At 70.7% G+C, this 17892-nt stretch carries 15 protein-coding genes and 1 pseudogene; 6 read left to right on the forward strand and 10 right to left on the reverse strand.

Annotation, left to right across the window (positions count from 1 at the left end):
• Positions 1–294: 294 nt before the first annotated feature.
• Entirely contained in the window at positions 295–1272 is a 978-nt protein-coding gene (locus BM43_RS11230; RefSeq protein ID WP_036055535.1) for a LysR family transcriptional regulator, read from the forward strand.
• 68 nt (positions 1273–1340) lie between these two features.
• Here BM43_RS11230 and BM43_RS11235 read toward each other — a convergent pair whose 3' ends face one another.
• The gene (locus BM43_RS11235; RefSeq protein WP_036055534.1) at positions 1341–2114 is read right to left on the reverse strand and encodes an SDR family NAD(P)-dependent oxidoreductase; all 774 of its coding nucleotides are present in this window, start codon (positions 2112–2114) and stop codon (positions 1341–1343) included.
• 333 nt (positions 2115–2447) lie between these two features.
• On the opposite strand from BM43_RS11235, the gene BM43_RS11240 reads away from it, so the two are divergent.
• Complete coding sequence (locus BM43_RS11240) at positions 2448–2744, forward strand: DUF4148 domain-containing protein (RefSeq protein ID WP_013691203.1); 297 nt, start codon at positions 2448–2450, stop codon at positions 2742–2744.
• Between the two features lie 157 nt (positions 2745–2901).
• On the opposite strand, the gene BM43_RS11245 is transcribed toward BM43_RS11240, so the two are convergent.
• Entirely contained in the window at positions 2902–3759 is an 858-nt protein-coding gene (locus tag BM43_RS11245) for an NmrA family NAD(P)-binding protein (RefSeq protein WP_017919297.1), read from the reverse strand.
• Positions 3760–4001: 242 nt separating this feature from the next.
• On the opposite strand from BM43_RS11245, the gene BM43_RS11250 reads away from it, so the two are divergent.
• Both BM43_RS11250 and BM43_RS11255 read left to right on the forward strand, forming a co-directional pair.
• Positions 4002–5285 carry an MASE1 domain-containing protein gene (locus BM43_RS11250; protein ID WP_036055533.1) on the forward strand — a complete coding sequence of 428 codons (1284 nt, stop codon included), beginning with the start codon at positions 4002–4004 and terminating at the stop codon, positions 5283–5285.
• 11 nt (positions 5286–5296) lie between these two features.
• Positions 5297–6166, forward strand: coding sequence for an alpha/beta hydrolase (locus BM43_RS11255; protein ID WP_036055532.1), 870 nt, complete (start codon positions 5297–5299; stop codon positions 6164–6166).
• 56 nt (positions 6167–6222) lie between these two features.
• Here the strand turns inward: BM43_RS11255 and maiA are convergent, their stop codons facing one another.
• The 5 genes and pseudogenes from maiA to BM43_RS42210 all read right to left on the reverse strand — a co-directional run.
• The gene (gene maiA / locus BM43_RS11260; protein WP_036055531.1) at positions 6223–6894 is read right to left on the reverse strand and encodes a maleylacetoacetate isomerase; all 672 of its coding nucleotides are present in this window, start codon (positions 6892–6894) and stop codon (positions 6223–6225) included.
• 4 nt (positions 6895–6898) lie between these two features.
• Positions 6899–8215: a fumarylacetoacetase gene (fahA, locus tag BM43_RS11265; protein WP_036055530.1), complete on the reverse strand. Its 1317-nt coding sequence runs from the start codon at positions 8213–8215 to the stop codon at positions 6899–6901.
• Positions 8212–9549: a homogentisate 1,2-dioxygenase gene (gene hmgA / locus BM43_RS11270; RefSeq protein ID WP_036055529.1), complete on the reverse strand. Its 1338-nt coding sequence runs from the start codon at positions 9547–9549 to the stop codon at positions 8212–8214. Before hmgA ends, fahA begins: the two co-directional genes overlap by 4 nt.
• A gap of 287 nt (positions 9550–9836) precedes the next feature.
• Entirely contained in the window at positions 9837–10607 is a 771-nt protein-coding gene (locus BM43_RS11275; protein ID WP_036055528.1) for a YkgJ family cysteine cluster protein, read from the reverse strand.
• Between the two features lie 497 nt (positions 10608–11104).
• Positions 11105–11449 (reverse strand): annotated as a pseudogene (locus tag BM43_RS42210) (transposase); the annotation flags it as partial.
• Positions 11450–12016: 567 nt separating this feature from the next.
• On the opposite strand from BM43_RS42210, the gene BM43_RS11285 reads away from it, so the two are divergent.
• Positions 12017–14374 carry an ATP-binding protein gene (locus BM43_RS11285; RefSeq protein ID WP_036055526.1) on the forward strand — a complete coding sequence of 786 codons (2358 nt, stop codon included), beginning with the start codon at positions 12017–12019 and terminating at the stop codon, positions 14372–14374.
• A gap of 65 nt (positions 14375–14439) precedes the next feature.
• Entirely contained in the window at positions 14440–14877 is a 438-nt protein-coding gene (locus BM43_RS11290; protein WP_013691213.1) for a response regulator, read from the forward strand.
• Between the two features lie 72 nt (positions 14878–14949).
• Here BM43_RS11290 and BM43_RS11295 read toward each other — a convergent pair whose 3' ends face one another.
• From BM43_RS11295 to BM43_RS11305, 3 genes are all read right to left on the reverse strand, one after another.
• The gene (locus BM43_RS11295; RefSeq protein WP_226284742.1) at positions 14950–16635 is read right to left on the reverse strand and encodes a sensor histidine kinase; all 1686 of its coding nucleotides are present in this window, start codon (positions 16633–16635) and stop codon (positions 14950–14952) included.
• Positions 16636–16650: 15 nt separating this feature from the next.
• On the reverse strand, positions 16651–17370 hold the full coding sequence (locus BM43_RS11300) for a biliverdin-producing heme oxygenase (protein ID WP_063769138.1): 720 nt from the start codon (positions 17368–17370) through the stop codon (positions 16651–16653).
• A 155-nt stretch (positions 17371–17525) separates the two neighbouring features.
• A complete protein-coding gene (locus BM43_RS11305; RefSeq protein ID WP_036055523.1) occupies positions 17526–17888 on the reverse strand; it encodes a response regulator in 363 nt (120 codons plus the stop codon).
• Positions 17889–17892: the final 4 nt, after the last annotated feature.

The following is a 17892-nucleotide window of genomic DNA, read 5'->3' on the forward strand; positions in this document are numbered from 1 at the left end:
AACATTGTGACAACACCAATTTTCGGGCCGTCGTGGCGCGCCACCGCTGGCGCCCGCGCGCATGATGCCGGCGCCGCGCGGCCCGCGCCATGCCCTGCGCGTCATCGCCGTGATGACGGATCCGCATGGGTCGCCGCGCACCAGCCGTGGCGCGGCTCGCCCGGCCGAAGCCGCCTTTAGCGCGCCCGACGCGCCTCGCGGGCACGGGCATCGCCGTGCTATCGTCGCCGGCAGCCGATCGCGGCAGGTCGCGCAGGATCGGCAAGCCACCCATCAACGAGCACGGAGGCCTGAATGCCGGGATTCGACGAACGCGTACTGAACGGCATGAGCATCTTCGTGGCCGTGGTGGAAGCCGGCAGCTTCGCCGCCGCGGCCGAGCGGCTCGACATGTCGCAACCGGGCGTGAGCCGCGCGATCGCGCGGCTCGAAACGCGGCTCGAGATCCGCCTGTTCGATCGCAGCACGCGCGCCGTGTCGCTGACCGACGAGGGCCGGCGCTTCCACCGGCAGATCACGCCGCTGCTCTCCGGGCTGGAGGAAGCGGCCGCCATCGCCTCGGGCAGCGCCACCGTGGTGCGCGGCCGGCTGCGCGTGAACATCGATCCGTTCTTCTCGCGGCTGATGCTCGGACCGCGCCTCGAGGCCTTCCTCAATCAGCATCCCGAACTACGGCTCGAGCTGGTCACGCGCGACCAGCTCGGCGACCTGGTGGCGGACGGCTTCGATCTCGCGGTGCGCTTCGGCGTGCCGCGCGAATCGGCGATGCGCGCGCGCAAGCTGCTCGACACGCGCATCCTCACGGTCGCCTCGCCCGACTACCTCGCGCGCCACGGCCGCCCGCTCAAGCCGCAGGAGCTCGGCGACGGCAGGCACGTCTGCATCGACTTCCGCGATCCCGAGAGCGGCCGGCCGTTTCCCTGGGAATTCCATCGCAAGCGCGAACGCATCGTGGTCGAAACGCAGGCGCGGCTGGTGGTCAACGATGTCGGCACCATGCTGAGCGCCTGCGCGGCCGGCTACGGCGTGGCCCAGGTGATGGCGCTCGGCTCCGAGGCGCTGCTGGCCGAGGGCCGGCTGGTCGAGCTGTTTCCCGATTGGCCCGACGAGCGCTTCCCGCTCCACGCGCTGTACCTGAGCGCCAATCACCCGCCCGCGAAGACGCGCGCCTTCCTCGATTTCGTGGTGTCGCTGACCGACGCGGGCACGGGCGACGCCGCGCCGCTCGTGCCGCCCGCCAGATCCTCGCGCAAGCCGCGCGCGAAGGCTTGAGGCGCGGGCCAGCAATCCGCGCGCGGCACCACCACCGGGCGCGATGACGGCAACGCCGCCGCCCCGGCTCATTCCACCGGCAAGGCCACCCCCGACAGGCGTTCGCATTCGGCCAGCAGGCGCTCCTGCAAGGCCACCTCGCGCGTGGCCGGATCGGGCTGGCGCGGCTTCATGTGGAAGAAATACCGGGCGCTGACCCGCGCGCCCTCGTCCTCGCCCACCGCGAGCCAGGCCTGGGTGCGATGCGCCTGGTCGAGATCGTCGGGCGCGCCGGGCCCGCCCATGCGGGTGGGCACCCAGCCCGGCTCCAGCGCGTTCGACAGCACGCCGGGCCAGCGCCGCGCCACCGCGAAGGCCAGCAGCACGTCGTAGAGCTTGCTTTCCGAATAGGCATCGGCACCGTTCCAGCGCCGCCGCGTCCAGGCCAGGTCGTCGAGCGCCGCCGCGGTGCCGCGATGCATGCCCGAGCTCAGATAAACGAGGCGCCGCGGGCGATGCATCAAGGCGGTCAGCACGTAGGGCGCCAGCACGTTGATCGCGAACACGTGCGGCAAGCCATCCGCGGTCTCGATGCGGCGCTCGCGATAACCGACGCCGACGTTGTGGATCACAGCATCGAACTGTCCCAGCCGGTTCGCCTGCTCCGCCACCTCGCGCATCGCGTCGAGCGTCGAGAGATCGCCGCTGACGATCGCCTCGGCTTCCGGCAGGCGGCGGCGCGCATGGTCGGCACGTTCGGCGTTGCGCGCATGCAGCACCACGCGATGGCCGTCCCGTGCCAGCAGTTGCCCGGCCATCAGCCCGAGCCCGTCGGTCGATCCGGTGATGAAGATCCTTGCCATGTGTCCTCCGCTTGCTTGAATGTCAGGAAATGCCGGAGCCGGCGCGCTATCGTTCCGTGCCGTGTCGTGACGGCGCCCGCGCCGAAGCCCGGCTTGAATTCACGGGTGAGCGGCGCGGCGGCCATGTCGAACGGCATGTGATGCCGATTGTGGCGAGGCCGCCCGCGCCGGGCAATCCCGTGCGCGGCATCGCATCGATGCGGGGCCGGCATTGATGCCGTCGCCGCATCGATGCGATGAGACGGCGTGCCTGTTTCCACCGGGCCTGCCTGGAGACAATCCCTCCTGTCGAGCGACAAGCTTTCTTGTCCTGACCATCATGGGAGTCTCATCATGCAATCTCGTTGGTCCATCCTGCTGCTCGCGGCCAGCCTCGCCGCGCCGCTCGCCGCGCAGGCGCAATCCACCGTCACGCGCGCCCAGGTGCGCGAGGAACTGGTCCGGCTCGAAAGCATCGGCTACCGGCCCGCGCGCAACGACGTCCACTACCCGGACTCGATCCAGGCTGCCGAGGCGAAGCTGAACGCGAGCCAGGCCGCCGCCGGCATCGGCACGCAGCCCGCGGCGCGCGGCGAAGCCGGCAGCGCGCGGACGCCGGTGGCCGGCGAGCCGCTCTACGCGCATCATTGATGCACGCGCGCCGTTCGCGCGGGAAGCTCGCGGGGCCGATCGCAGGATCGGCCCTGTTTCATTGCGCCGGCATCATTACGCCGGACAAAGTACGAGGCCCTCGCCGCTTGCGCGGCGAGGGCCTCGTCGACACACCCGGCTTCGGGCGGCGTGCCGCTCAGTGCGCCACCAGCCCCTTCAGCACGGTTTCCAGCGTGGTCGGGGCCACGCGATGCTCGCTGCCCTCGCGCTCGAAATCGATCCAGCCTTCGTTGAAGCCGTCGATCATGCGGATGCGCGGCATCGGATACTGCATGCCCTGCGAGCGGAACAGCGCCTCCCAGGTATCGCGCGGCACCGGCGCCATCGTCACCGGATGACCGAGCGCCGCCGCGAAGGCCGCGCCGATGTCGTTCGCGCTGTAGCGGCGCGGGCCCTCCAGCTCGACCACGCGCGTGCCGGTCCAGTCCTCGCGCAGCATGGCCGCGGCGGTGCGGCCGATGTCCACCGTGGCGACCATCGGGATCGGATGATCGAGCGGCTGCAGGAAGGACGGGATCGTGCCGGTCCGCGCGGCCTCGACGTCCCAGGCCGCGTTCTCCATGAACCAGGCGGCGCGCAGCAGGCCGACCGGCACGTCGAGCGTGCGCAGCATGGTCTCGGTCATCCGCGAGTTGTTCAGCAGGTTGGGCTCGGCCACCTGCGCGCCGACCGTCGACAGGAACACCACGCGGCCCGGCCGCGCCGTCTCGATCGCATGGCGGATCGATTCGCAGTTCTCCACCGTCTCGGGAAAGCCCGGCGCCGGATCGTAGTTCGGCGGCGTCATGAAGAACACGCCCGCGGTGCCGGCGAAGGCCCGGGCCAGCGCCTGGGCATCGCCGATCTCGGCCACCGCCACCTCGCAGCCGAGCGCGGCCCAGGGCGCGCCCCGGGCCGCGTCGCGCACCACCGCGCGCACCGGCAGGCCCGCGGCCAGCAGCGTTCGCGCGACTTCTCCCCCGACCTTGCCGGTAATACCTGTCACTGCATACATCGTCCTGTCCTCCGGATCACTGAATATTGGGTTCGCCACCGCGATCGAGCCGGCTCGCCTGGGCGGCGCGGGTTCGATGCGACTGCTCGCAGCGTAAGCCGCGCGGGCGCCGCGACGAATGGCCGGGAGGTCAGGACATCGATGACGGTTCGTCATGAGTCGCCACGCCACGAGCGTCCGGGGCGCGTACAATCGCGTGCTGAACAGACAGGTCGGCCACGCCCGGCCGCAAGGAGTGCTCGATGGCGACGACACGCGCAAGACCCGAATTCGCGTCCGCCTGGTGGTGGGTGGCGCTGTATGTGCTGAGCGGCTACCTGTCGTATCGGCTCGGGGCCGTCGACGACTCGACCAACTACATCTGGCTGCCGACCGGCGTGACGGTCGGCGCCTTCATGCTGCGCCCGGTGCGCGACTGGCCCCTGCTCGGCGGCCTGTTCCTGCTGGCGCAATGGCTGCTGGGCGGCTTCGAGCTGGGCCGCTGGCTCGACGCCCTGCTGTATGCCGTCGACGACGTCGGCGCGGCCGCCCTGGCCGTGTGGCTGATCCAGCGTACCGGTTTCGCGCTCGAGGGCCTGTATTTCCTGCGCTCGGTGATCTTCGCGGGGCTGCTGGCCGGAGCGGTGGCGGCGCTCGGCGACGCGGCCTGGCTGAGCCTGCGCGGCGGCCATGCCACGCTGGGCGCGGTGGCGATCGGCGCGGCCGCGAGCTTCGTCGGGGTGCTGCTGGTCACGCCGGTGCTGGCTTCGTGGTCGCGCTTTCGCGCCCATCGCTCGGGCGACCATGAACGCTTCGATCTCTGGCTCGGCATCGCCTGCTTCGTGCTGATGGTGGTGAGCGCGACGCTGGTCTTCAGCGAATCGGCGGCGCGCATCGATGACATCGGCATCCTGTTCTCGCTGACCTACATCCCGATGTTCCTGACCGTGGTCGTGACCATCCTGCTGGGCGGGCGCAGCGGCTCGGTGTCGATGCTGGTGCTGGCGCTGATCGCGATCGGCCTGACCGCGCAGGACGACGGGCCGTTCGCCTGGCTCGACGACCATCACGGCCACTCGCTGCTGGAAGTGCAGTTCTATCTCGCGATCGCCTCCCTGCTGGTGCTCACCGTCAGCACGCTGAAGACCAACCGAGAGCGCGTGCACGAACAGGCCGCGCGCCAGCAGAACAACGTGGCGCTGGCGCTGGCCGGCGCCGGCCAGCTCGCCTACGTGCTCGACCCGCAATCGGGGCAGCTCGAATGGACCGGCGAGCTCGGCCGCGTGTTCGGCGCGGGCATCGCCGCCGGGCAGGTGGCGAGCCTGCCACTGCTGCTCGAGCGCCTGCATCCCGACGATCGCGCGGCCCTGCGAGAGAGCTGGTCCGCCGAGCAGGCGCAGGACACGCGCGCGCCCTTGCGGCTGCGCGTGATCCAGCCCGACGGCGGCACGCTGGCGATCGTCGATCACGGCAGCGCGCTGCGCGATGCAAGCGCCGAGGTGGCGGTGTTCGCCGGCGTCTGGCTGCTCGGGGATCGCGCTAACTAGGCGCGGCCATCATGAACGATCGCACCGGCGTTCTGCTGATCCACGGGCTGGGCGGCACGCGTCACGATCTCGGCTCGATGCACAAGGCGATCCGGCGCGCCGGCGGCGACGCGCACATGATCACCCTGCCCGGCCACGGCACGCGCCCCGAGGATCTCGCCGAGGTGCGCGCGGAAGCCTGGCTCGACGCGGTGGTCGAGCAGTATCGGCAGCTCGAGGGGGAATACGACACGCTGCACGTGGCCGGCATGTGCATGGGCGCGCTGGTCGCCCTGCTGCTCTGCCATCGCGTCGAGCACGCGCGCGGGCGGCTCGCGCTGCTGGCCGCGCCGGTGTTCATCGACGGCTGGTCGACGCCCTGGTATCGCCCGCTGCGCCACCTGATCTATCGCCTGCCGCAACTGGCCCGGCGCATGCGCGTGGAGGAAGGCGAACCGTTCGGCATCAAGAACCCGCTGGTGCGCGCGATCGTGAAGAAGAAATTCGAGCGCCAGGACAATTTCCACTATCCCTGGGTGCCGCTGTCCTGCGTCGGGCAGGTCGATCGCATGCGCGCCTGGGTGCAGGCGGCCGCGCCCGAGACGCGCTGCCCGACCCTGGTGGTGCACGCGCGCGAGGACGAGCTGACCAGCCTGCGCTCGCAGGCCTTCCTGCAGGACACGCTGCCCGATGCGCGCAGCGTGGTGCTCGAGGACAGCTACCACATGATCTGCGCCGACAACGAACGCGACGAGGTGGCCCGGCAGCTGCTGGCCTTCTTCGGCTTCGATCCGGTACATGCGGTGAGCCCGGCCATGGCGCGCCGCATGGGCCGCGGCAGCCGGGATGGCGACCCAGGCAACGCGGGCGATCCGGCAGATTCGGGTGACGAGGCGGGCTGAAGCGCGCCGGGTCGTGTGGGCCGCTTTCCTCGACAGCGGCCCGTCACCGCCCCGTTCTACCTCGACGGCGGCGGTTCCGCATCGGGCTGCCGCGAAGGCTCCGCGCGCGCGAAGGCCGGCAGCGCGGCGGCACGCTCGTCAAGCCCGACCAGGGTCGGGTAGTCGTCGAGCGCGATCGCGAAACGCCTGGCATTCCAGACCTGCGGCACCAGGCACAGATCCGCCAGGCCCGGCGTGTCGCCGCACACGAAGCGCCCCACGCGCGGCTCGGCCGCCAGGCGCCGTTCGAGCGCGGCGAAGCCATTGCCGATCCAGTGCGCGTACCAGGCGCTCTTCTGCTCGTCGCTCACGCCGAGCGTCGATTTCAAATAGCCGAGCACGCGCAGGTTGTTGAGCGGATGGATCTCGCAGGCGATCTGCTGCGCCACCGAGCGCACATAGGCGCGATCGGCCGCCGCGGCCGGCAACAACGGCGGCTCGGGGTAGCACTCGTCGAGATACTCGACGATCGCCAGCGACTGCAGCAACGGCGGCGCATCGCCATCCACCAGCGCCGGCACCAGCCCGTCGGGATGGATCCGGCGATAGGCCTCGCCCAGTTGCTCGCCGCCGCCGCGCAGCAGGTGCACGGGCAGTTGCGTGTAGTCGAGCCCCTTCAGGTTCAGCGCGATCCGCACGCGATACGAGGCCGAGCTGCGGAAATAACCATGAAGCGCGAGCGCGGACATGGCCTCACTCCCCGCCGAAGTCGTGCGCGGCCGCCGGCAGGATGGTGCCCACGCAGGTGCCGAAACCCACGCGATAACCGTCGCCCTGGCAATGCCCGGCGAGCGTCAGCGTATCGCCGTCCTCGATGAAGGCGCGCGTGCCGCCGCCCGCCAGCGCGATCGGCGCCTTGCCGCCCCAGCTCAGCTCCAGCAGGCTGCCGTAGCCGTGCTGGTCGGGCGCGCTGATGGTGCCCGAGCCCATCAGGTCGCCCACCCGCGTATTGCAGCCCGACACGGTGTGATGCGCGAGTTGCTGCGCCATGCTCCAGTACATGTGCCGGAAATTGCTGCGCGAGATCACGCTCGGCTCGGCCGCGCCCTCGGGCTGCAGCCGCACCTCGAGCCGGATGTCGAAGCCATGCTCGCCGGCATGCCGCAGGTAGGGCAGCGGCGGCGGCTCCTGCCTCGGCTGCGCGACGCGAAACGGCGCCAGCGCATCGAGCGTGACGATCCATGGCGAGATGGTGGTGGCGAAGCCCTTGGAATTGAACGGCCCGAGCGGCACGTATTCCCATTGCTGGATGTCGCGCGCGCTCCAGTCGTTGAGCAGCACCATGCCGAAGATGTGCTCCTCGGCCGTCTCGCAGGGAATCGGCTCGCCGAGCGCGTTGCCGCGGCCGACGATGAAGCCGGTCTCCAGCTCGATGTCGAGCCGGCGGCTGGCGCCGAACACGGGCCGCTCCTGGTCGGGCAGCTTCAACTGGCCGAGCGGGCGGCGCACCGGCGTGCCGCTCACCACCACCGACGACGCCCGGCCGTTATAGCCGATCGGCATCTCGGACCAGTTCGGCAGCAGCGCATGCTTCGGATCGCGAAACATCGAGCCGACGTTGGTCGCGTGCTCCTTCGAGGAATAGAAATCGGTGTAGCCGGGAATCTCGACCGGCAGGTGCAGCATCGCGCCGGCTTGCGGCACCAGCACGCGCTCGCGCAGCGCCGCGTCGTCGCGCAAGCGCGCGTTGCCCTGCGCGAACAGCGCGCTCAACTGCACGCGCACCGCGCGCCAGGCGTCCCGGCCCAGCGCGATGAAGCCGTTCAGGGTGCTCGCCTCGAACAGCGCGCGCGCATCGGCGCCCGGCACCGCGAGCAGGCCCGCCTCGGCCAGCGCGGCGAGGTCGACGATCGCGTCGCCGAGCGCCACGCCGGCGCGCGGCGCTCGCGCGTCGCTGAAGATGCCGAACGGCAGGTTCTGGATCGGGAAATCGCAATCGGCCTGGTTGGCCGAATCGAGCCAGCTGCGCAGCGAGGCGGCCAGCGTGGCGTCGAGGTCGGTGACGGTCATCGTTGCTCCGGGTTGAAGTGCCTGGCGAGGTCCTGCCAGCAGCGGTAGTAGTCGGCCTGCAGTTGCGAGGTCTCCAGCGCGAAGCGCGTCGGCCGGATCAGGGTGCGCGTCTCGAACATGAAGGCCATGGTGTCGCCGACCTTGTGCGGGCGCGAGGTATCGGCCGCCGAGGCCTTCTCGAAGGTGCCCGCGTCGGGCCCGTGCCCGGACATGCAGTTGTGCAGGCTCGCGCCGCCCGGCACGAAGCCCTCGGCCTTGGCGTCGTAGGCGCCATGGATCAGGCCCATGAATTCGCTGGCCACGTTGCGGTGGAACCAGGGCGGCCGGAAGGTCGACTCGGCCGCCAGCCAGCGCGGCGGGAAGATCACGAAGTCGAGCGTGTCGACGCCCGGCGTGTCGCTGGGCGCCTGCAGCACCAGGAAGATCGAGGGATCGGGATGGTCGTAGCTGATCGAGCCGATGGTGTTGAAGCGGCGCAGGTCGTAGCGATACGGCGCGTAGTTGCCGTGCCAGGCCACCACGTCGAGCGGCGAGTGGCCGATCGCGGCGCGCCAGAGCCGGCCGTTGAGCTTGGCGACCAGCTCGAAATCGCCTTCGCGATCCTCGTAGGCCGCGTGCGGCGTCTCGAAGTCGCGCGGGTTGGCCAGGCCGTTCGAGCCGATCGGGCCGAGGTCGGGCAGTTGCAGCGCCTGGCCGAAGTTCTCGCAGACGTAACCGCGTGCCTCGCCATCGGGCAGCGCCACCGTGAAGCGCACGCCGCGCGGGATCACCGCGATCTGCTGCGGCTCGACGTCGAGGCGGCCCAGCTCGGTGGCGATGAACAGGCGCCCCTGCTGCGGCACGATCAGCAGCTCGCCGTCGGCGCTGTAGAAGAAGCGCTCGCGCATCGAGCGATTGGCCGCGTAGAGATGGATCGCGCAGCCATTCATCGCGGCGGCCGAGCCGTTGCCGGCCATGGTCACCCAGCCGTCGACGAAATCGGTCGGCTCGGTCGGGATCGGCAGCGGGTCCCAGCGCAACTGGTTCGGCGGCGTGGGCGGCACCTCGGCCGACTCGGCCCCGAACTCGGCCACCAGCGCGAGCGGGCGCGGCAGCGGCTCGAACGGCCGGTGCACGGCGGCCGGGCGGATCCGGTACAGCCAGGAGCGGCGGTTGTGCGCGCGCGGCGCGGTGAAGGCGGTGCCGCTCAGTTGCTCGGCGTACAGGCCGTAAGGCGCGCGCTGCGGCGAGTTCTGCGCGGCGGGCAAGGCGCCCGGCAGCGCCTCGCTCGCGAAGTGATTCGCGAAGCCGGGCTGGTAGGCGGTCTCGCCCGGTCGGCTCAGGTCGAAGGTCATGGATGCGCTCCAGTCGGTCCGGGCAGGTTTCGTCGCCCGGTCTATCTCGGAAATTTTTTACGCATTGTATAACTCGTTTCTCATACGTGAAATTGCGTTTACCCTAAGGCGCGGCGGCGCGCGAACGAGCACCGGCCTGCCGGGGCGGCAAACCGGCGAAACCAGGGGACGGGAGAAGGAACAAACGGCGGGCGGCGCGGCAGGAACCGGCACGAGCGCGGCGACGCCGGCCCGGGGCGGCGCCCGGCCGGCTCGCGTCACGCGGAAGGCTTGGAAAGAACGGCCGTTCAGGCCGCCTCGAACATCCCCAGGTATTGATACCCGCTCGTGCCGGCGCGATCGAGTTCGCTGATCGCGCCAACCTGCCCCAGCACCTCGACGGTCGGCTGGCGATTCGACACCAGCGTCCAGGAGCCGGCAGGCGAGGCCGCCGCCTCGGGCCCGGACGGCAGCGCCCGCAGCACCTCGAGCAAGCGCGCCGGCTCCGGCGCGACGATCAGGAAACCCTCGTTCGACACCGAGGCATGCGCGATGCCGAGCGCCGCGCAGATCGCCTGCTTGGCCGGCACCGCCTGCTCGTGCGCGACACGGCTGCGCTCGGCGGCCTCGCGCGTGACGGCGTCGACGATCACGCCGCCCGCGATCAGCGGCGTGGCTGCCTGCCATGCCTCGGGCGGGCAACCCTTGTTGGCGGGGGCGAGCGGGATGAAGGGATTGATCTCGGCCGGGTAGACGCGGCACACCATCGGCCGGATCTCGTAGGCGCCGCAGCGCATGTCCTCGAGCAGGTTCGGGCAGGGGCCGCTGAACGAGGCCGCCAGCGTCACGTCGACGCGAATCGGCAGCGAGCCGCTGTCGGCGGCGAAGCTGCGGCGCCGCTTGTAGTCGGCGAAGGCGTTGCCGGGCTCGGGTTCGGTCGGCCAGGGCACGGCCTCGCAGAGCACGTCGACGCGGCCGCCGCGCTCGAGCCAGCCCAGCGCCTCGGCGGGCGTGACGGGCAGGCGCAGGTCGTGGCAGCAGTTGCCGCACGACGTGCATTGGAACGCAATATCGCTCACTGGGGGGACCTCGATCGTCTTGGCGGCGGCGGCTCCGGGCAGGGAGCGCGCGCCCGCTGGAAAGCCCCGCTCGGCCGGACGCGGAACGATTCCACGGCCGGCAGGCGGGCGACGAACTATAGCGAGTTTCGGCGTCCTGCGCGCGGGCTCGTGCGAGGCGAGGCGGGACGGCGGTGGCGCCCGGCGGGCCGCCGGGGCGATCGAGAGGCAGTCGGGGGACAGGCGCGGCGAGCCGGCCGCCGCGCCCCGGGGTGGAAATGAGGCGCGGCGAGGGCCGCTCAGCTCACTTCGCTGACATCGTGCCGAGACAAGGACAGGGCCAAGGCCTGCGCCGGCTGCGAGGCGTGCTGCGCATGCGTGACGTGCGCCAGGTGCTGCACCGGCTGGACCAGCGACAGCGACGAGGGCAAGGGCGACGGCAGCGGGCCCAGCGCCTGCGGCGCGCGTGACGCCGGGGCGTCGAGCATGATCTGCGCGGCCGGCGTCTCGGCGCGGTTCGAGCGGCTCGACGGCGATTCGATGAACACGCGCGACCAGTCGATCCGCTCGGCCATGTGCAACTGCTTCATCAGCACCGCGTGAATCTGCTCCCAGGCGCCCGCCTGCTGCCAGTCGCGCAGGCGGCGCCAGCAGCTCATGCCCGAGCCATAGCCGAGCTCCTGCGGCAGCTGCCCCCAGGGGATGCCCGATTCGAGCACGAACAGGATCCCCGCCATCACGGAACGGTCGTCCAGCGGCTTGCGGCCCGGGTAGCGCGTGCGGCGCGGCTTGGCCGGCGGCAGCAGGGGCTGGATCATGGACCACAGCGTGTCGTCGAGCATCGGTGTCGTATCGGCAGTCATCTCAACCTCGTCTTCATAGGACGGCGCGGCGGGACTGACCGGCGTCGTCGTTTTATTGGCCCTGGATCGGTGTCGGACAGCCGCCTGGATTCACAATCGACTCGACCGAATACCGCTTTCACGGGACCTATTAAAACGATCCGTCATGCCGTTGTCTGTCCTGTAATTCCGGTCCAGACGGAAGATCGCCGCGCCGCGACCAGCGGCACATGAAGTTGCGACGCAGCAATCCGGTCCCGCGCCGAACGCCTGACGGTCATGTCGGGCTTGCCGATGACGCGCTCCGGGAACGCATTTTGCGACGCAGCATGAGCGATGCTCGGGCCGCCTCCTCCTCAACACGCCGACTTGCCCGCCGTCCCCCTTCCTCGCGCCTTGCCGCCCTTTCGAGCGCGCCGGCCGGTACCCGCGGCGGCTTCCCGACGGCCCAGGCCTCGATCCCGCGCCGCCCGCCGCCCTGCCCTGGCGCCCCGCCGCGCGGCTTCGCGAGGCGAACCGACGCCCGCCGCCCATGCCGGCGCCCCGCGCCCCTGTGCGAAAATGCCTGCATCCCAGCCTGGAGTGCTCATGGCAGCCCCGATCCCCACCGTTTCAGACACGAACGGCGCCGATTGCGCGCGAGAACCCATCCATATCCCCGGCGGCATCCAGCCGCACGGATTCCTGCTGTCGATCGACGCCGAAGGCACGGTCCTGCAGGCCAGCGAGAACGCCGTCGAGCTGGTCGGCGGCGCGCCCGAGGCGCTGCCCGGCCTACCGCTGGCGCGCTTCGTCGGCGAGAGCTGGGCCGCCACCATCGTCGCCGCGCTGCGCGAGCACGACACCAACGGCCTGCCGCTCTACCTGGGCTCGATGGACGATCCGCGCCGCGACGCGCCGCGTAAGTCGCCGTTCGCGATCGTGGTGCACCGCCACGACGACATCTCGATCGTCGAATTCGAGCCGGCACGCGGCACCATCGACGTGTTCTCGTCGATGTACCCGCTGGTGCGCACCTTCATCAACCGCCTGCAGGAAGTGCAGACCACCGCCGACCTGGCCGAGCTGGCCGCCGACGAGGTGCACCGGATCACCGGCTTCGGCCGCACCCTGGTCTACAACTTCGACGACGACGGCAACGGCCACGTGATCGCCGAGCGCATCGATCCCGGCTACGCCTCCTACGCGGACCAGCACTTCCCGGCTTCCGACATTCCCGCCCAGGCCCGCGCGCTCTACATGCGCAACCGGATCCGCCTGATCGCCGACGCCAACTACCGGCCGGTGCGGCTGGTGCCGCCGCGCCATCCCGCCACCCAGCGCCCCACCGACCTGACCTACGCCTCGCTGCGCAGCATCTCGCCGGTGCACGTGCAGTACATGAAGAACATGGGCACGCTGGCCTCGATGTCGATGTCGATCATGGTGAGGGGCAAGCTCTGGGGGCTGATCTCCTGCCACCACGACACGGCGCGCGTGCCGCCCTTCGAGGTGCGCACCGCCTGCGAGCACATCGCCCAGGTGCTGTCGCTGCAGATCGAGGCCAAGGAGGATCACGCCGACGCGGAGCAGCGCCTGCACCTGCGCCAACTGCTGGCACGGCTGCTGGCCTCGATGGCCGACACCGAGAGCTTCGTCGACGCGCTGGCGGCCGATCCGGTCGACCTGCTGCGCCTGACCCACGCCTCGGGCGTGGCGATCGTGTTCGAGGGCCGCGTGGTGCTGGCCGGCGTCACGCCGCCCGAGGCGCAGGTGGGCCAGCTGGTGAAGTGGCTCGACACGCAGATCGAGGAGGTGTTCTGGACCGACAACCTGGCGCGCGACGTGCCGGTGCTGGAGGCCAGTCCGGATTACTCGGGCGCGCTGGCGGTATCGATCTCGCGGCTGTTCCGCAACTACATCGTCTGGTTCCGGCCCGAGATGGTGAAGACCATCAAGTGGGCCGGCGACCCGCGCGAGAAGCTCGCGCCGCTGGCGGACTCGCTCTCGCCGCGCAAGAGCTTCGAGGTCTGGACCGATATCGTGCGCGGCTACTCGCCGCCGTGGCGGCCGGCCGAACGCGAGATCGCGCTGGAGTTCCGCACGGCCTTGCTCGGCATCGTGCTGCGCCGCGCCGAGGAGCTGGCCGAGCTGGCGCTCGAGCTGGGCCGCGCCAACCAGGAGCTGGAGGGCTTCTCCTACACGGTCTCGCACGACCTGCGCGCGCCGCTGCGCCATATCGTCGGCTTCGCCGACCTGCTGCGCGAGATGGAGATGCCTAACCTGTCCGAGCGCGGCCGCCACTTCGTCGAGCGCATCGTCAATTCCGCACGCCTGGGCGGCAAGCTGGTGGACGACCTGCTGGCCTTCTCGCGCATGGGCCGCTCGGCGCTGCGCCCGCAGAAGATCGAGCTGAACGCGATGGTCCAGGCACTGATCGCCGACGAGAGCAAGGAACTCGGCGAGCGCCGCATCGAATGGCAGGTCGGCGAACTCGGCGCGGTGATGGCCGACCCGGTCCTGATCCATCTGGTACTGCGTAACTTGGTCGAGAACGCTGTAAAATTCTCCGCCTCCCGACCCGTGGCGCACATCGAAATCGGACGCCGCGACGGCGAGCGCGAGCTGGCCGGCCAGGACGTGTTCTTCGTGCGCGACGACGGCGTGGGCTTTGACATGCGCTACGTGGACAAATTATTCGGCGTGTTCCAGCGGCTCCATCACGTCGAGGAATTCGACGGCACAGGCATCGGTCTTGCTTCAGTGAAACGGATCGTCGAGCGGCACGGCGGAAAAGTCTGGGCCGAAGGCGGGCTCGACCGCGGCGCGACGATCTGGTTTACGCTGCCGCGCGTGTTCGCCGGGGCGGCGGTGGAACTCGAGGAAAGCTCGAACAGCGCGGCGGCCCGGCTGGAGGCGCTGGCGCCAGGGCGCGGTTCGCGCTCGGTGCCCAAGCAGGCCAAATGAGCCGCCGCATTCATGCGGCACCCGTCGACGACGAAAGAACCGGCAATTCAAGCAATGGAGCGAGTGTGTTAAGACCGATCCTTCTGGTGGAAGACAATCCTGACGACATCGAACTGACCTTGATCGCGCTCGAGAAGACGCGACTGGCGAATCCGGTGGTGTCGGTGCGGGACGGCGAGGAGGCACTCGACTTCCTGCGCCGCCAAGGCAAGTGGGCGGAGCGCGTGGACCAGAATCCGGCGGTGATCCTGCTCGACAAGAAGCTGCCGAAGATCGACGGCCACGAGGTGCTCAAGAGCGTGCGCGCCGACGAAAGCCTGCGCCATATCCCGGTGGTGATGCTGACCTCCTCGCGCGAGGAGAAGGACCTGCTGCGCAGCTACGACCTGGGCGTCAACGCCTATGTCGTGAAGCCGGTCGCGTTCGACGATTTCATGGCCGCGATCAGCGATCTCGGCATGTTCTGGGCGGTGCTGAACGAACCGCCGCCCTACCAGCGCTGAGCACGGGGTACCGAGCCGTGGCGGACACGCCGCCGGCGCCCCGCTCCCAGCCCTCTTGCCCTTGCCCCGCCCTCAGCGATAGACGGGCAGGCGCACCCGGAAGGTCGCGCCGTGGCCTGGGCCCTCGCTCTCCGCGACGATCTCGCCACCCTGCCGCTCCAACAGGTTCCTCGCCAGCCACAGCCCCAGGCCGAGCCCCGCCACGCGTCCCTCGCCATCGGCGGCCGATTGCTGGAAGCGCTCGAACACGCGCTCCAGCATGCTCGGATCGATGCCGCGACCGGTATCGCGCACCACCAGCTCGACCTGCTCGCCGACCGTCTCGATCGATACCTCGATGCTGCCCTGCGGCGTGAACTTCACCGCGTTCGACAGCAGGTTCCAGACGATCTGCTTGATGCGATGCTCGTCGGCCATCACCGGCGCCGGGCGCAGGCGCTCGGCGATCAGCGCCAGGCCCTTGGCCTCGGCGATCACCCGCATGTCCTCGATCACGATGCCGGCCAGCGCGCCCAGGTCGACCGGCCGGGGCAGCACCGAGAGCTTGCCGGTGACGATCGCGCCGCTGTCGAGCAAGTCGTCCACCATGTGGGCGAGCTGGCGCCCGTTGCGGTTGATCACCTCGCCGGCGCGCGTGACCAGGGCCGGCTCGGGCGAGCGGCGCATCAGCTCGCACCAGCTCAGGATCGCGTTGAGCGGCGAGCGCAGCTCGTGGCTGACGGTGGCGATGAAGTGATCCATCGCGGTGGCCAGGCGCTCGCTTTCCTCGCGCGCGCGCTTCTCGGCGGCGGCGGTCGCCTGTGTCTCGAGCTCGGACTGCTTGCGCGCGGTGATGTCGAGCGTGAAGCCGAGCACGCTGCTGAGCGCGCCGCTGGCGTGGTAGCGGCCCACCCCACGCACCAGGATCCAGCGCGCCGTGCCGTCCTGCCAGCCGACCCGGAAATCGACCTCGAACTGGCCGCGCGCGTCCAGCGCCTGCTCCATCGCCTCGCGCAGCCGCGCGCGATCGCCGGGATGGACGATCTCGCCGAACCAAAGCTCGCGCGTGAGCGCCTCGTCGACCGCCAGGCCGAGATTGGTGCGGCACTGGTCGGTGCAGTCGATGCGGCCGCTATGCGGATCGAGCTGCCAGGCGCCGACCTGCGAGAAGGCCATCGCGATCTCGAACTGCTCCTGCTGCTCGCGCAACTGGGCGCGCGCCTCGTCGGCCACCACCTGGCGCAATTGCGCCTGCGAACGCAGCTTGGCGCGCTCGCGCTGGTCGCGTTCGTATTCGGCCACGTGGTCGGTGGCCTCGCTGACCAGGATCGCGATCGCGCCGGCCAGCGTCGGGTCGGCCGAATCGAGCGGGGTGGTCTTGATGCGCCAGTAGCGCGGCATCGGCGCGAGCGCGCCGTCGTCGTGCGCCACCGGCATCTCGTAGCGGAACACCGGCGACCAGGCCGACTCGCGGCGCAGCGGCCCGCGCAGCGCCTCGTCCAGCCATTCGCGGCGCGCCGCGCGCTGGGCCTGGGCACCGAACTGGTTGATGTCCTGCACGCGGATGCCGAGCACCGCCTCGAGCGGCACGTCGAGCAGCTCCAGGTAGCGGCGGTTGGCCAGCAGCACCTCGTGCCGCGCGTTGACGATCAGGTAGGCGTCGGGCAGGCAGTCGAAGACGGCCGCCGCCGCGCGCGTCGCCTCGGAGGCGGCATCGCTCGCGCGCACGACGGGCGAGCCGGCGCGCGACGCGGAGGGGTCGAGGTGGAACTCGTCCATGTCGGGCGGCACGCCTCAGCCGGCCCGGCCGGCGGCGGCCGATCGATCGGCACCGCCCGCGCCGCCGGGCTCGCGGCAGGCACGGGCCAGCGCGACCAAACGGTCGAACGCGTCGACGGCGCCGCGACAGGCGGCGTCGATCTCGTCCGGCCCGATGACCTCGGCCGCCAGGCAGCGCACGAAGGCCTTCCAGCGCGCCGACAGGCCGTTGCGGCCGCTCGCCAGGAAACCGAGCGGATGCGGCGCGAGACGCTCGTGCAGCTGCTGGTACAGCACCGCGCCGCCCATCTGCGAGCCCTCGATCACGTAGCTCGCGCCCCAGCGATAGGCGCGATCGGCATCGGCGGGCCACCACGGCGCGAGCGACGCGGGCCCGGCCGGCACGGCATCGCGCGGCGCGGCGGCCAGGTCGGCGTCGATCAGCGCGCGCCGGTCGACCGGCGGCACGGCCGCCGCGTGCGCGGCGAGGCCGTCGCCGCGTGCGGCCAGCCAGGGCTCGAGCGGCGCCAGCCAGGCACGCAGCACCAGCAGGTGGGAAAGGTAATCGGAAAGCGTGGGGGACGGCGCCGCGAGCGGCATCAGGCCGTGCAGCAGCTCATGCTGCTCGCCGGTGGCCTCGCGCAGCCGCGCCAGCACCGGCGGCGTGGCCTGCGTGGCGGGCGCTGCCGCGCGCCCGGCCATGGAGGTGGACGGCGACGCCTCGTGGGCATCGGCCGGTCGAATCTCGTCCAGCATCGGAATGGGTTCCTCGGTTGGCTCCGCCGCGCGCGGCAGGAAGGCGGCGGATCGTGCCGGAGCGGCGCCGGATCGAGTCGGCACCGCCAGCAGTTCCGCGACTATCGCATGACAGCGGCATCGGCGCACGCATTTTGATGCACTACCCGCCGCTCTCAGCCGGGCACTTCGCCGAGCCGGCGCCGGATCATGCCGTGCAGCGTATCAAAGGACAGCGGCTTGCGCGCGGTCTCGACCTGGTCGCCCGGCGGCACCGGAATCTCGACCGCCGCGCTGCAGAGGATCACCGGGATCCGCCGCCAGCCGTGATCGCTCGCCAGCGCGGCACACAGCTCGGCGCCCGTCATCACCGGCATCATGTAGTCGGTCACGATCAGGTCCGGCATGGTTTCCCTCACGCGGTCGAGCGCGATCGCGCCGTTCGACGCCGTGATCACCGCATAGCCGCACTGCTCCAGCAGCAGACGCCAGACGGTCAGCATGTCGAACTCGTCGTCCACGATCAGGATGGTCTTCATCAGC

This window comes from Burkholderia gladioli (assembly GCF_000959725.1).
Taxonomy (GTDB): domain Bacteria; phylum Pseudomonadota; class Gammaproteobacteria; order Burkholderiales; family Burkholderiaceae; genus Burkholderia; species Burkholderia gladioli.